This is a genomic window from Pedobacter sp. (genome assembly GCF_040513095.1).
Taxonomy (GTDB): Bacteria; Bacteroidota; Bacteroidia; order Sphingobacteriales; family Sphingobacteriaceae; genus Pedobacter.
Genome location: NZ_JBEVDX010000126.1, coordinates 34612 through 50888, shown reverse-complemented (window position 1 = coordinate 50888; position 16277 = coordinate 34612). Strand labels below are relative to the sequence as shown.

At 42.7% G+C, this 16277-nt stretch carries 9 protein-coding genes; all 9 read left to right on the top strand.

What is annotated here, in order from left to right; all coding sequences use genetic code 11:
• The first annotated feature begins 852 nt into the window (after window positions 1-852).
• Complete coding sequence (locus ABWY16_RS14615) at window positions 853-1896, top strand: COX15/CtaA family protein (protein WP_353905381.1); 1044 nt, start codon at window positions 853-855, stop codon at window positions 1894-1896.
• A gap of 41 nt (window positions 1897-1937) precedes the next feature.
• Window positions 1938-2876: an oxygen-dependent tRNA uridine(34) hydroxylase TrhO gene (trhO, locus tag ABWY16_RS14610; RefSeq protein ID WP_353905380.1), complete on the top strand. Its 939-nt coding sequence runs from the start codon at window positions 1938-1940 to the stop codon at window positions 2874-2876.
• Between the two features lie 168 nt (window positions 2877-3044).
• Window positions 3045-3647, top strand: coding sequence for an RNA polymerase sigma factor (locus ABWY16_RS14605; protein WP_353905379.1), 603 nt, complete (start codon window positions 3045-3047; stop codon window positions 3645-3647).
• A gap of 91 nt (window positions 3648-3738) precedes the next feature.
• On the top strand, window positions 3739-4713 hold the full coding sequence (locus ABWY16_RS14600) for a FecR family protein (protein WP_353905378.1): 975 nt from the start codon (window positions 3739-3741) through the stop codon (window positions 4711-4713).
• Between the two features lie 220 nt (window positions 4714-4933).
• Window positions 4934-8332 (top strand): SusC/RagA family TonB-linked outer membrane protein, encoded by a 3399-nt coding sequence (locus ABWY16_RS14595; protein ID WP_353905377.1) that lies wholly within the window; start codon window positions 4934-4936, stop codon window positions 8330-8332.
• Window positions 8333-8348: 16 nt separating this feature from the next.
• Window positions 8349-9878: a SusD/RagB family nutrient-binding outer membrane lipoprotein gene (locus ABWY16_RS14590; protein WP_353905376.1), complete on the top strand. Its 1530-nt coding sequence runs from the start codon at window positions 8349-8351 to the stop codon at window positions 9876-9878.
• 18 nt (window positions 9879-9896) lie between these two features.
• The gene (locus tag ABWY16_RS14585) at window positions 9897-10841 is read left to right on the top strand and encodes a DUF1735 domain-containing protein (RefSeq protein ID WP_353905375.1); all 945 of its coding nucleotides are present in this window, start codon (window positions 9897-9899) and stop codon (window positions 10839-10841) included.
• 72 nt (window positions 10842-10913) lie between these two features.
• Complete coding sequence (locus ABWY16_RS14580) at window positions 10914-13220, top strand: GH92 family glycosyl hydrolase (RefSeq protein ID WP_353905374.1); 2307 nt, start codon at window positions 10914-10916, stop codon at window positions 13218-13220.
• A gap of 90 nt (window positions 13221-13310) precedes the next feature.
• Window positions 13311-16214: a ligand-binding sensor domain-containing protein gene (locus tag ABWY16_RS14575; protein ID WP_353905373.1), complete on the top strand. Its 2904-nt coding sequence runs from the start codon at window positions 13311-13313 to the stop codon at window positions 16212-16214.
• Window positions 16215-16277: the final 63 nt, after the last annotated feature.

The window sequence follows — 16277 nt, the reverse complement described above, 5'->3', positions numbered from 1 at the left end:
GTTTCAATCGTGTTATTCGCTTTCCGGCATCCGCCGTGCTGCGTTTCCCTTTTTTGTTGGGACTGCAAAGGTAGAAATCTTTTTTAATTTGTCAAGCTTTTTATTTTTTATTTTTCAAGGCTCTAAAACCTTTTAAATATTTGAAACCTTAACAACGATTCCCTTTACACGCCTTTCAAAAACTAACTTCTTTATCCTTCTCACTAATCCTCTTCCTCCGAAGTGGGATGCAAAAGTAGGAAAAATATCAATGCAGCCAAACAATTTGGCACATTCATTTGTGTACCCTACATAACTTGATGATTTTCAGCAAGAAAAAAAACACATCAATCAATCATGACCCGGATACAGTATAGTCACTGTATGTATATTGGTTGATTCAACACCCTTATTTCGCCGTACTTCCTTCGTTTCTGTACCGTACCTTCCGTACCCCTGCTATATAACAATCTTACTGTAACTATACCAAAGCGGTACAATTGCAGTAAGATTGTCGTATGGTTGCGGTATGGAAGGTACGGTACAAATGCGGTTAATAAACGGCAGAAAAGCATTCCTGGACATATCAACTACACTTTGCGGTAAGTTTAAAGGGGGTTTAGTTTGGGTAACTCCACAGAAGCAGCACTTTAATAAAGCTTTGACACCGCTAAAAACGCTAGAGTTTTCAGCGGTGTTAAAGAATAGTTATTGTACAGTTCCTGTGGAGTTACCCAAACCAAGGTACGGGCGAAAGCCCTTGCAAACCTAACATAACCATTTTTCCTCAGACGCCACAACAATCACACAAGCATCACAATTAGTGACTACCGTCATATATATTATACTCCCCTACGCTCAACTTTGCTGGCAATGAAAGATAAATCAAATCACCAGATCGCAATCTGGCTTTACTGCGGCGCATTCTGCATATTTATACAAATCCTCCTGGGAGGAATAACCCGCCTCACAGGCTCAGGCCTCTCCATCACAGAATGGCAGCCACTACTGGGAGCAGTTCCTCCCCTGACAACAACAGAATGGGAACACAGCTTTAATCAATATAAACAAATCGCCCAGTTTAAGACCCTAAATTCACACTTTGCCCTCAAAGATTATCAAATGATATTTTTCTGGGAATGGCTCCATAGAAACTGGGCAAGAATGATCGGTCTGATATTTATGATACCCTTTATTATATTCCTTGCCCAAAATAAAATTAAGCCAAAAATGTTTGTCAGGCTTATCCTGTTATTTATTCTCGGTGCCCTGCAGGCAGTCATAGGATGGATCATGGTAAAGAGCGGTCTAAATGATACTTCAATAGCCGTCAATGAAATCAAACTGGCTGTTCATTTTATAACGGCGATACTGCTCCTATCCTATATATTATGGATGGCTTTCCAACTCAGCATCTCCTCTCTCAGCATCAATTACAGCAAACGCGTAAAAACCTTTGCAGGAATAACCTTCTTGTTCCTGTTGTTTCAGCTTTACTATGGCGGATTGATGGCTGGTTCAAAAGCCGCGCATGCCGCTGTCACCTGGCCGGATATTAATGGGTACATCATTCCTCCGGAACTATTCACAGCAAAATCACATTTGCTGACTATCCAATTTATCCACAGGATGCTCGCCTATGCCATTGGAATCCTGGTAACCATCTTATATAAAGAGTCAGTTTTTCTGAAAGCGAAGCGGGCAACTTCCATCCTGCGCAACAGTATGCTGGTACTGGTCTGCATTCAGATCATACTGGGCGTGCTTACACTGCTGAACAGCATCGGGTCCTCCTTCCGTACCTGCGCAATAATACATCAGGGAACAGGCATACTTTTAACGATGAGCGTGCTGCTCATCTTTTACCTCAGCCATAAAATAAACACCCAACTACCATCTATTCAATTTAATTCTTAAATTTGCAGCATTAAACGCCGTTTGCAGCGGTATTAATCATTATGAAAAAATTTCAGACACTCCTTTACTATTGCTATAGTCCTATAGCTGAGGCAGAGCAATTTGCCGCCGACCACCTTAAATTTTGTAAATCCCTGGGTCTTGTAGGCCGGATTATCGTAGCCGATGAAGGTTTAAACGGAACCGTTTCAGGTACCAGAAAAGCCTGTGCGGTCTATATGGAAGCCATCCATGCAGATGCACGTTTTGCAAAAACAGAATTTAAGATAGACGATGTAGAAGAACCTACTTTCATCAAAATGCACTGCCGTTACAAATCCGAGATCGTCCACTCAGGTTTAAGAGATACCAGCATCATCAATCCCAATGAGAAAACAGGTAAACATTTAGAGCCTGCCGCATTCAAAGACATGATTGATCAGGAAGATGTGATTATTCTGGATGTGCGCTCCAATTATGAGCACAGCCTTGGAAGGTTTAAAAATGCCATTACACTGGACATCGAGAATTTCAGGGATTTCCCCGAAAAAATTGCTGAACTGGAACAGTACAAAGATAAAAAAGTACTTACTTATTGCACAGGTGGTATAAAATGTGAAAAGGCTTCGGCTCTTTTATTACACCACGGCTTTAATGATGTATATCAGCTGCATGGCGGTATTATCAAATACGGCAAAGAAGCTGGAGGTGAAGATTTCGAAGGCAAATGTTATGTATTCGATAACAGGATCGCCGTAGATGTAAACACAGTAAATCCAAGCGTAGTTTCTACATGTTACAGCTGTGGGACTACAACAGCCAAAATGATTAACTGCGCCAATCCGGAATGTAATGAGCATATCACACAGTGTGATGAATGCGGAACCAAACTTGAAGGATGCTGCTCAGAGGCCTGTCTGGCTCACCCACGTAAAAGGCCATACGATGGCACAGGCTACTATGTTAAAGTTCCGCAGCCTGTAAACTTATCCTACAAGTAAGCGCATCAATCATCAGAAATACCCAAAATAAAAAACCTTTCTTTAAATAAGTATACTTGTATAACTGATTTAAAAGAAAGGTCTATTTTGATCATTAGATTTTAACCTTGCCTTATTTTTCACTAGTTTTGATTTGAAACAACTAACCATTTTTCTTAACAGAGCAATTTGTCAATTAACAGCGATAATAGTGAAATAGCGCTTCTGCAGCAAATTATCGCAGGAGATGAAAACGGCTTTGTAGGAATCTACGAGATCTACAACCGCTCAATCTATAATTTCATCCTCAGGTATGTAAACTCTGTCCCTATGGCCGAAGACCTTACTCAAGAGGTGTTTATGAAGATCTGGGAAAACCGCACTAACCTCTCAGAGGTTAAATCGTTCAAACCCTATCTCTTTACAACCGCACGTAATCACACACTGAATAACTTAAAAGTTGTATTTCGTTCCGAAGCCGCCATCGGGGAGGTGATCGCAGGATTCGTAAAACTTCGTAATGCAACAGAAGACCAGATTATTCATAAAGATTATGCTCAGTTTTTACGAAAAACCCTCGACGGGCTACCCGCCCGTTCAAGAGAAATTTTCAAGTTATGCCGCGAAGAAGAGAAAACTTACGATGAAGTCGCTAAATCCCTGAACATTTCCAGAAACGCCGTAAAAAATCACATGGTACAGTCAATGAAAGTCCTGGGATCTTCTATCAAGAAAGAATTTGGAATTTCCCTGATCTACATTATTGCAATATTGTCCTTATTTAAAAGCTAAATCAATTTATCTGGACAATTAGCCATATTTTTTTTCATTTCCCGCTACCCTAGCTGGCAATTCTGTTGTCTTTAATGATAGACGAACAAATATGCAGCACGATTACTTCAAACATTTGGTTAAAAGATATCTTGAAAAAAAATCTACAGACGAAGAACTGGAGGTTTTTGTACACTTGATGCAACAGGGTAAATTGGATCAGTATATCCAGGACGAAATGGATGAAGAAATTGAGGAAGAGCGGGAAGAAGACCAGCCGAACAAGCGAAAAAACACCTTATTACGCTGGCCACTTGCAGCTGCAGTCACATTATTGATCTTATCTCTGGGATACGCCGTATTTCAGCAGCGAACTACAGGCATATCTTACGTAAATATTAACAATAAAAAAAGCAGCATACTCAAACAGAACCTGCCCGATGGAACAACTGTTTGGCTAAATCCGAACACAACTTTAAGCTACCCAAAAAAATTTGGTGACCTGCGGAAAGTGGCCATGAGCGGAGAAGCCTTTTTTGAAGTTACAAAGGACCATGCTCATCCTTTCGTAATTACAAGTGGCAAGGTCATCACTAAAGTTTGGGGCACGAGTTTTCGTATCCGTTCCATTCCCGGGGAAAGTATTGTCAAAGTATCCGTACTTACAGGCAAAGTATCAGTAACTGCTCCTTTACATCAATCTGAAAGTCAGTTTATACAAGGTTCCGATCGGTTAAAAAACGATGATGCAAGACAAATCTTACTATTGCCACAGCAGGAGGCTATTTATAAAACAGAAGATCATCGTCTGGTAAAAGCACCAATATCTGAAAGTTCAGATGTTACCATATGGCGAAAATCTAGCCTTTCCTTTGAAAATGCGCCCTTGAAAGTTATCACTGCCGAATTGAGTAAATTTTATCACGTTAAGCTGAATATTGAAGAAAAAGAGCTGGGAGACAACACGCTTACGGCCGACTTTACAGATAAAAACCTGGCAGATATCCTTGTACTGATCTGCAAATCGGTACATGCTACCTACAGCAAGGAAAAAGATAATATTACCTTAAGAACCACTATTAACTAAAACTAATCTTAAACCTATGAAAAACATGCCTGGATAAAAAGCCCAATCATTCGGAAAAAAGAGACAGAAGTGTTCGTACCACTCCTGTCCTTAAGAATTAACCCCCTGTTGAATAGATCGAAAAACGATCTACAGGGAATCTATTTGTCTCATTATTTCAAAAGAAACAATCTAATTTATGAATTTAATTTTACAAGACCGTATTGGCTTATTTAAAATTATGAAAGTCACATTAAGTCAGTTAGCGATTGCACTTGCAATTTCCGGTGTATCCTATGCAGGAAATACTTCTGCACAGAACGCTGTACTTGACAAGCCCATCAGAATTTCTGCTAAAAACAGCAGTCTGGAATCGGTACTAAAAAAGGTATCAGCGCTGACATCGGTAAAATTTGTGTACAGCAAAGACTTTATCGATGCAGATCAGCTGATTACAGTTGATGCAGAGAAACAAAGTCTTGGTAAAGTGCTCAATACAATATTAACCCGTCACAATATCCATTTTGAAGTGATCAACGGAGATATTGTTCTGGATGCAATGTCGGCTCATTCTGGAAACGCAGGGATTGAGCGACAAATCACTGTTACCGGTACAGTGACCGGAAATATGGGAGACCCATTGCCTGGAGTGAGTGTCTTTATTAAGGGAACAAAACAGGGTACCACCACAGACGCTTCAGGCAGATACAGTATAAAAGTAACTGAGGCAAACAGTATTCTTACTTTTGCCTTTATCGGCTATACTTCAAAAGATGTTCCTGTTTCCGGAAGAACCAGCATCAACGTTACACTTGCGGAAGATTCACAACAACTGGGTGAGGTAGTTGTTACTGCCCTTGGTATTAAACGTTCGGCCAAAGAACTGGGTTATTCTACACAGCAGGTAAATGCAAAGGACCTTACCCAGAGCAGGCCAACCAATCTTGCTGCCGGTTTATCAGGTAAAGTAGCAGGTCTTCAAATTATCCAGACAAACAATCAGATTGACGCTGGTGACCAGGTACGGGTAGTACTCAGGGGAAACAGATCTTTTCAGGGAAATAACCAGGCTCTTCTTGTACTGGACGGAGTAGTAGTTCCTTCAAGCTACCTGAACTCCATCAACCCAAATGATGTGGAAAGTGTGAATGTACTTAAAGGAGCGAATGCTGCTGCGTTATATGGGTCTGAGGCTTCCAACGGTGTAATGATCATCACTACAAAGAAAGGGACAAATGATGCGCTGGAAATAACCTATACGAATACAACCCAGCTCAATCAGCTTTCTTACTTCCCAAAAATGCAAACACAATTTGGTGCAGGTTCGGGACAGGATATCTATGGTTTTCCTCAATATACACCTATAGAAAATCAAAATTTTGGCGATCGCTTTGACGGGACAGTACGTCCTATTGGAAGAACACTACCCGATGGTTCAATACAAATGGTCCCCTACTCAAACCTTTCCAAAGAAAAAGAAAAGTTCTTTGAAACAGGTATAGATGAACAGAATGACCTTACACTGAGCACAGGAAATGACAAAGGTTCTATGTACATCAACGTACAGCGTGTAAACAGTAATGGTTACGTTCCCGGTGATTACTCCAATCGTACTGCCGCAAGGTTTAACGGATCCAGGACCTATAAAAACCTGAGAGTAGATTATAATTTAAACTACACCCAGAAAAACGTTGATAAATCAAATGCCCAGATATTCAACAATATCATCAACACCCCTGCTAATATTCCTTTAACCAATTACAAGGACTATACCTCGGGTTATGGTTCACTTGATAATTATTTTAACGACTATGGATTAAACCCGTACTATTACCTGCAACAATCCCGCGGCAAGGAACGCAGAGATGATCTGTTAGGAAACCTGGCCATATCTTACGATGCAACACCATGGTTAAATCTTACTGCAAGAGGTGGTATAACAACTTACACCAGAAACGGTAAAAACACAGGCCAGGCATATAACTATTCTGATTTTGCAACGGCCAGCGGTAAGGCTATTGCCAATCCACAAACCCATGCAGGTTCAGAGAATGATTATTCTTATTTCAACAGCCGTGCAGAAGGTAACTTTCTCGCAACAGCGAAAAAGAAGTTCAAAGATATTTCAGCTACACTGATTGGCGGTGTACAGACCATTCAGCAATCTACCCGACTCCAGGATGCAGGTACAAACTTTCTCGTTATCCCGGATTTTTATAATGTGGGTTACCGCTCAGGTGATGCAAATGTATCACAAAGCGATACTAAATACAGGCGTTTGGGTGCTTTTGGTGATTTAACACTCGGTTATAAAGATTATTTATTCCTGCATGGTTCTGGCCGTAATGACTGGGATTCGCGTTTAGCTGCCGAAAACCGTTCATTCTTCTACCCTTCTGCCGATGTATCCTTCATATTTACAGAAGCTTTTAAAGCACTTAAGAATAACAGTGTCCTGACTTATGGTAAGATCCGCGCCGGTTCTGCCAAAGTATATGCAGTACAATTTGATCCTTATTCCTTACAGTCGACCTTTGATGTAGGCAGTGGCTTCCCATACGGATCTACCGCAGCATACAGTGTAGGTAATGTTGTATCAGAACCTAACCTCAAGCCAGAGCAAACCTTATCCAATGAAATTGGGATAGAACTTGGATTTTTCCATAACAGATTATCCCTGGAGTCTTCGGCATACTGGGAGACCACAAAAGACCAGGAAATTATTCAGGGGATTAATATTTCCAATGCTACAGGATTTACCAATGCGATCATCAATAGCGGATCTGGTAAAAATCATGGTTTTGAACTCTCGTTGAAAGGTACACCAATTGAAAGCAAAGACGGCCGCGGGGTAACGTGGAATCTGGGTATGAATTATTCTTATAATAATAACGAAGCTACGTCAATCTATCAGGGATTACCTAACCTGAGCATTGGCAACAGCAATTACATTGTGCAAGGGCAGTCTTATCCACAACTTATGGGTAATGGTTTCCAGACAGACCCGCAGGGCCGAACAATTGTGGATGCGTCGACAGGATTCCCAAAATTAAGTGCGGTTAACGTAGGCTTTGGGCAAACCACACCTAAAAATATCCTGGGTATCAGTACGACCATAAACTACCGGGATTTTGCATTATCCGGTACTGCGGAATACCGCAGCGGCAGTGTAGTATATAGTGGTGCAGGAAGTACAATGGACTTTTCAGGTATCAGCTACGGATCCGCGACCAATGGTCGGGAGCGTTTTGTATATCCCAATTCAGTTATTGAAACCAGCCCTGGTGTCTACGTACCAAATACCAACATCACTACAAGGACCGGGGGAATCGACTACTGGGCAGGTTCTACTACGCGCTATGGTGTAATGCAGAACTATGTAACCAGTGCAGCCTTCTGGAAATTACGGGAACTATCACTTGGTTATCAGGTACCAGCTAAATATCTGCAGCGCACCAAATTTATTAAACGTGCAAACTTTGCGCTGGTTGGACGCAACCTGTTCATGTTCAGACCAAAAAGCAACATGTATTCAGATCCTGAATTCAACGCCACCACAGATAATGCACAGGGATACAATAACTTAAACCAAACTCCTGCAACACGTATCTATGGTTTCACCGCATCTATCACTCTATAAATCAAAGCACACGAAGATGAAAAATAATATAAAAGTACTTTGCGCTGCCGCCGTGTTATTTTTGGGCGCCTGCAAAAAAGATTACCTGGATATCAACACCAATCCAAATAAACCCACAACCGTAATTCCAGGTTTAGTATTGACCAATGCCCTTAATGCAACAGCAACTAATACTACAGGCTCTATAAACTATTATCAGTTTGCTTCTGCATGGATCGGATATTGGAACTATAGTGGTGCCGTTGCTGCCTTTGCCGAAGAACGCAGTTATCAGTTTACGTCTAACTATGGCCCTGGTGTGAATATCTGGGCAGGATTATACAACAACCTTGAAGATTACGATTATGTAGAAAAACAAGGCATTAAATTGAATAACGCATTTTACAGTGCAGTGGCAAAGACAATGAAAGCGTACGATTTCCAGAACCTCGTGGATATCTATGGGAACTTACCCTACAGTGAGGCATTGAAATCTACTGCTGCAATCAGGCCGCATTATGATAAGGGACAGGCGATCTATGAAGACCTGGCTAAAAAACTTGACACCGCGGCAAACCTGTTTAAAGGTTTGGTAGGTAAAGTTGCTACAGTTGATGGTGCTTACGACATCATGTACGCCGGCGATGCTGCCAAATGGGCTAAATTTGCCAATACTTTGAAACTACGCATCCTTCTGCGTCAGTCAGAAATGACAGGAAGAGCTGCCTATATAAGTACTGAAATGGCAAAAATCACTGCCAATGGTATGGGCTTTATCAATGCCAATACCGCCGCTACCGGACATGGTGATGCTGCCTTTGTGAATCCGGGTTACAGCAACTCAGCCGGAAAACAAAATCCTTTCTGGGCCAACTTCGGTTACTCACCCTTAGGAAAAACTGCACCTACAGATGGGCACCGCTATTATATCGCCAGTACATACGCGCTTGCATTTTACCAGAACAATGACGACCCAAGGTTACCATTCGTTTTCACCACGATTAATGACGGTGCCGGAACAGGATACTCAGGAAGTCCCTTTGGTCCTACTGCCAGTACAGATGACAGTCCTCAGTTTAAATCAGCGATTGGAACAGGACTTCTAAAATCAGCAGATATGGCGCAGCCAATCGTGACAGACTTTGAAAGTCTGTTTCTGCAGGCCGAGGCAGCGCAGCGTGGCTACCTGACCGTAGACACACGAAGTTTGTATGAATCAGCAGTGCAGCAAAGTTTTACTTATTTAGGCGCCGGTTCTGCCGCAGCCTATCTGGCAGCGAGCTCTTCAGTGAGTAACTGGAACCTTGCTACAGACAAACTCACGCTGATTATGACCCAAAAATGGGCGGCCATGAACGGCATCAATGATATCGAATCATGGTCTGATTACAGAAGGCTGAACATTCCCGCTGATGTGCCAATTTCAAATAATCCTGCAGCATCAGTACGCAAAGTACCTGTGCGGTTACTGTACCCGCAAAGTGAATACAACTACAATCCGGACAATGTACTGGCAGAAGGCACAATAAGCCAGTTTACTACAAGAATATTCTGGGACATTAATTAATTCAAAGAACAAAATCAAATGAAAAGAATATCATTATATACAACTATGATCGGGTTTGCAGTGTTAAGCAGCCTTTCTTCCTGTCTGAAGGATGAATCACAACCTGATTTCACGAAAAATCAGGCTGTAATTGAGCTTCCGATTGGTTCTTCCGCAGCAAATGGTGGTGGCAACTCTATAGCCGCGGCATTTACGGTTGACCAAACCCCCTCTGATTACTTTGTGTATGTTAACTACGCAGCTCCGGAAGCAGCAGCACAGAATGTAACGGTTACACTCAAAGTTGATACTTCGGCAGTAACAAAGTTTAATACTGTTAATGGTACTACCTATGCACAAATGCCGGCGAACGGATATACGCTTGCAGGAAATACCGTAGTGATCCCTACCGGCCAGAGACTGGTAAAGTTTCCTATTAAGATCAATACCATTAACCTTGATCCTTTAAAAACCTATGCACTCCCGATAACCATAAGCGATGGCGGTGGCTTTACGGTCAGCGGAAATTTTGGGACCCTGGTTTCTATCATTACCCTGAAAAATAAATGGGATGGGGTATACACGGTAACAGGTACTATGCTTGATACGCAGAATAGCGCGTTAACCGGACAGTATCCAAGAACGTTAAAACTGGTTACCCAGGGCCCCAATACAGTTGCAATCCAGGATGGCGACTCCTTTGCACACGGCATTTTAAATGCTGGTGCCGGCAGTTCATACGGAAGTTTTAGTCCGGTATTTACAATAGACAATACGAACAGCACAATAACCAGTGCTATCAATTACTACGGGCAGCCCGCTTCGAACGGACGATCAGCCAGGCTTGATGCTTCGGGTGTAAACAAATTCACGATGTCTGCAGATGGTAAAACCCCGGTGAGTATGAAAGTAAAATATATACTCGTTCAGAATGGCGACAGAACATTCTTTGATGAGACCTGGACCTATACAGGATCAAGGTAAACACAATTTTATGGGTGTGTTGGAAGGCTGAAGACTAATTTCTTCAGCCTCCTTTAATTTTAAGATTTAATAATGAAAAAAATAACCCTTACCGCGGGTATATTGCTCTTTGCAGCAATGCTGCATGCACAAAAGAAAGGTGTGCCCCTTACAAGCTATGTCAATCCTTTTATCGGCACCGGGGCGGTTGATAATAACAGCCTTGCCGGGAGTAACTTCCCCGGACCGACAACTCCCTTTGGATTTGTACAGCTGAGTCCTGACACCGAAGATAAGCCGGATAATCCTGCTTCAGGTTACGATTACAATAGCCATACCATCGTTGGATTTAGTCATACGCATCTGAGCGGTACTGGCGTAGCCGATCTGTTCGATGTACTGCTGATGCCCACCACAGGCGAAATCAGACCCGTGGCGGGAGATGCAAAGAAACCAGGAAGCGGCTTTCGCTCTTCCTATTCACATCAGGAAGAAACAGCCAGACCAGGATATTATCAGGTAAAGCTAAAGGACTATGATATCAATGCAGAACTAACCGCGACTGAACATGTAGGTTTGCAGCGCTACACCTTTCCTGCCAATACGAACGGGCATGTGATGATAGATCTTGACCACTCACTGGATAAAAGCCGCACTTACTGGTCCTGCAAGATTATTGGTGCCGAGATCAGGATTGTGAATGACAGTACGATCGAAGGATACAGGATCCTCACCGGCTGGGCAAAACTGCGCAAAGTTTATTTCCATGCAGAGTTCTCACAACCGATCGTCAGCTCCATACTTTTCAGTGGAAAACGCGGCACTGAAAATACCAGTATCATCAACGGCACCAATATCAAGGCGGCCCTTAATTTTGATACAAAATCAAAATCAGAGTTATTAGTGAAAGTTGCACTTTCTCCGGTAAGCGTAGAAAATGCGAGAGGGAATATGAAAGCTGAACTTTCAGGATGGGATTTTGATGGCGTGGTAAAACAAACTTCAGACAAATGGGAGAATGAACTGGGCAAAATGAACATTGAAGGGACTCCGGTACAAAAAGAGATCTTTTATACCGGACTGTACCATGCGTTCACCCAGCCGAACAATATGGCTGATGTCAATGGTGATTACCAGGCATCAGACCTGAGCATAAAAAACGCATCCGATAAAAAGCACTATTCTACATTTTCACTTTGGGATACCTTCAGGGCAGCTCATCCACTGTACACTTTAACACAACCTGAGCGTACCGCTGATTTTGTAAACAGCATGATGCGCCAGTATGGTACCTATGGATATTTACCCATCTGGCAGCTGTGGGGCGATGAAAATTATTGCATGATAGGCAATCATGCGATCCCGGTAATTGTAGATGCGGTATTGAAGGGTATTAAAGGAATTGATTCTGAGGAAGCCTATGAAGCGGTAAAGGCGTCCTCTACACTCAACCATCCCGGCTCTCCGTTTTCTGACTGGGAGAAATATCAGTATATTCCCGAAGATATCCAGTCACAATCAGTTTCTATTACGCTTGAGATGGCTTATGACGATTGGTGTGTGGCACAACTGGCAAAAAAGCTGGGAAAAATAGATGACTATCAACATTTCATGACCCGCTCCTCTTTCTATAAAAATCTCTATGATACAAAAAGCGGATTTTTCAGGGCAAAAAATAAGAACGGCGAATGGCTTTCACCTTTTAATCCGCTGAAATATGGTGGCAATGGCGGCAACCCATACACAGAAGGAAATGCCTGGCAGTATTTCTGGTATGTTCCTCAAAATGTGCCGGATCTGATGAATATCGTGGGCGGCAACAAAGCCTTCACAGATAAATTAGATAAATTTTTCACATTGAAAGATCTTCCTGGAGAAGTAAATGGTAATGCCTCAGGTTTCATCGGCCAATATGCCCATGGAAATGAGCCCAGTCACCACGTAGCTTACCTCTATGATTATGCAGGACAACCCTGGAAAACGCAATATTACGTGGGCAAAATCCTGAATGAATTATACAATAATTCCTCTTCCGGTTATTCCGGTAACGAAGACTGCGGGCAAATGTCATCCTGGTATATTTTCAGCGCGATGGGCTTCTATCCGGTTAATCCGGCAAGCGGCATTTATATGCTGGGTTCACCAATATTGAAACAGGCAAAATTAAAACAGGGAAACGGGAAGGTATTTGAGGTGACAACACAAAATGCATCCAAAGAAAATGTCTATATCCAGTCCGTAAAACTGAATGGTAAAGCATATGACAAAACGTATATCACGCAGAAGGATTTGACTAAAGGCGGAAAGCTTGAATTTGTGATGGGCAAAAAACCAAATTACAAATGGGGTACACAGAAAAATGCAGTTCCTCCACTGGAATCATTCTCAGGCACTGAGTAAAAAAGCAGTGGGGCCTGGCAAAGGGGTACTTGAATATTGTAATTAATAGCTAATTTGCGCTAATAAATATTCAAGTACCGTTTAGCATCCATGAAGGCTCGCTTTTACACCTGTTGCGCTCTGTTTTTATCCTTCTTTCTCCTGAGCATTGTTGCCCGGGCAGATTATATCAAGGGCATTGGGGTTCCATATGTCCAGAATTTTCCTAAATCCCTTTACCTTTCCGGGAACCAGAACTGGGCAATAGCAAAGGATAAACATGGCATCATGTATTTCGGCAATGCGCAGGGCTTGCTAACTTATGATGGAGTATACTGGCAGCAGTATATCATGCCTAACAGGCAGATTGTACGTGCGGTAGCTACAGGAGCTGACGGAATGGTATACACTGGCAGCTTCGGCGAATTCGGCTACTGGTCGCCCAAAAACAAAAAACTAACATATACTTCTTTGACGGGTCTTATTCCAAAGACAAATCCGATCAAAGATGAGATCTGGAAAATCTATACCGATGGCAAGAGGGTAATTTTTCAGTCGTTCAGCACTATATACATTTACCAGGATCAGAAGATCAGTATTGTGAATGGGCCGGGCTCACTGCTCTTTCTGCAGCATGTAGGCAACAGATTTCTCATCGAGGTCACCGGTAAAGGACTTTTTGAACTGAAAGGGAAAACCTTAACGGCAATGCCTAATGCGGGCAAAACCTATCCGCTGAATATTATGACCATATTACCCTATAGGGGTAACCAGCTGCTGATTGGTACCAGCAAAGACGGACTATTTGTATACAATGGCAGCTCATTTGCCCCTTTTATTACCCCTGCAAACGATTTTCTCAAAACATACCAGCTGAATAACGGCAGCAAAATCGATAAACAATATTACGCTTTCGGCACAATTCTGAACGGACTGATCCTCATTGATGAAAACGGAAACGTGATCCAGCGGATCAATAAAACCGGCGGATTACAGAACAACACCATCCTCAGCCTGTTCACTGACGAACAAGCTAACCTCTGGACTGGGCTGGACAATGGGATTGACCGCGTAGAGCTTAATTCTTCCCTGTATTTCTATCTCGACAAAGCCGGGCAGTTTGGTACGGTATATTCCAGTCTGATCGATCAGAACAACATTTACCTGGGTACCAACCAGGGATTATTCTACAGTCCATGGTCGGCCGTAAAAGGCAATAAATTGAACACCTTTGATTTTAAGCTTATCCCTAATTCACAGGGGCAAGTATGGGACCTTAGCCTGATAGACGGGCAACTGATCTGCGGGCACAATGAAGGGACATTCAAGATTACCGGCTCCAGCATGGAAAAGATTTCAGCGGTAAACGGGGGATGGACAATTAAAAAATTAAACAGCTACCCGGATTATTTAATCCAGGGAACCTATACCGGGCTGGTGCTCTTCAAAAAAGACCAGGCGGGGCAATGGAAGTATTTTACCAAGATTGAAGGATTCTGGGAACCATCCAGATATGTAGAGCAGGATGCTCACGGGGATATCTGGGTAAGCCATGCATACAAAGGGCTTTACCGGCTCACACTCAGTCCCGATTTCAGAAAGGTAATCCAAACCAGGCATTACGATGCAAGGAATGGCCTGCCGGGCGATTACAACGTCAATATCTTCCAGCTCGAAAACAAACTCATCTTTTCATCGGATGCGGGATTTATGCTGTACGATGAGATCAGCGACCGCTTCAGTAATTATACAGCACTGAACAAAGGGCTTGGAAGTTTTGCCAGTTCAAACAAGATCATCAGCGCCGGCGTAAAAAAATACTGGTTTATCAACCATGGAAAAACCGCCCTGATAGATTTCCGGGAACCCGGCAAACTGGCTATCGACTCCAACCTTTTTAGCCTGCTGGACGGAAGGATGGTGCAGTATTATGAGAACATCAGCCAGATCAGCGCCTGGATGCACCTGGTTAGCGTAGATGATGGTTTTGTGATCTACGATGCAGCAAACAAGACCGCGGCAGACAGGAAAAAGATACTTCCGGCGGTATTGATCAGACGTGTAGAGGATGTTACTGATACCTACAGGACCATCAGTGAAAACGGAAACAGTGGTTCAGATATTGAAATACCCTACAGCAGGCATAACATCAGGATCTCCTATGCCCTGCCCTATTACAGGCAGGCAACCATAAAGTTCCAGTACTATCTTGAAGGCTATTCCAGACAATGGTCGGAATGGAGCGTATCCTCACAAAAAGATTTCACCAATCTGGGCCGCGGTAAATACCGGTTTTTGGTACGGGCCAAGATCAACGACAACCTGGTGAGCAAAACAAGCGTCTTCGAATTTACCGTTCTTCCTCCTTTTTACGCCAGCAACTGGGCTATCGCTATCTATGTTCTCCTTGCAGTATTCCTGTTCCTGCTGGGCCGTAAACAATACCGGCAGAAACTGCAGGAAGACCGGGAAAGGATACTTAACAAAGTACAGCTCGAAAAGGATATCTTCCTGAAAAAAGAAGCCGAAGCAACCGAAAAACAGATCATCAAAATCCAGACGGAGAAACTGCATGCAGAACTGCAGAGCAAAAACCGCGAGCTGGCAAGCTCCGCCATGAGCCTGGTTTATAAAAACGAACTGCTGCAAAAGCTGAGCGAAGAAATGATCAAGCTCAAAGATAAGGACGGTAAAAAAGTGGCCGATGAGCAGATCCGAAAAGTTCAGAAAATCATTGATGAGGGAATGAATGACGAGCGCGACTGGAACTTATTTGAGACAAGTTTCAACGAAGCGCATGGCAGTTTCTTTAAAAAACTGAAGTCAAGCCATCCTGATCTTGTACCCAACGATTTGAAATTATGCGCCTACCTGCACATGAATATGAGCAGCAAAGAAATGGCTTCGCTGTTAAATATTTCACTGCGCGGAGTCGAAATCCGCCGCTACAGGTTGCGTAAGAAACTCAACATCCCTCACGACAAGAACCTTGCAGAGTTCTTTATGGAGCTTTAGCACTACATCATTACTACACACACTCAGGAAAAGAAAAAATATATTTTTATTATTACTTTTCTG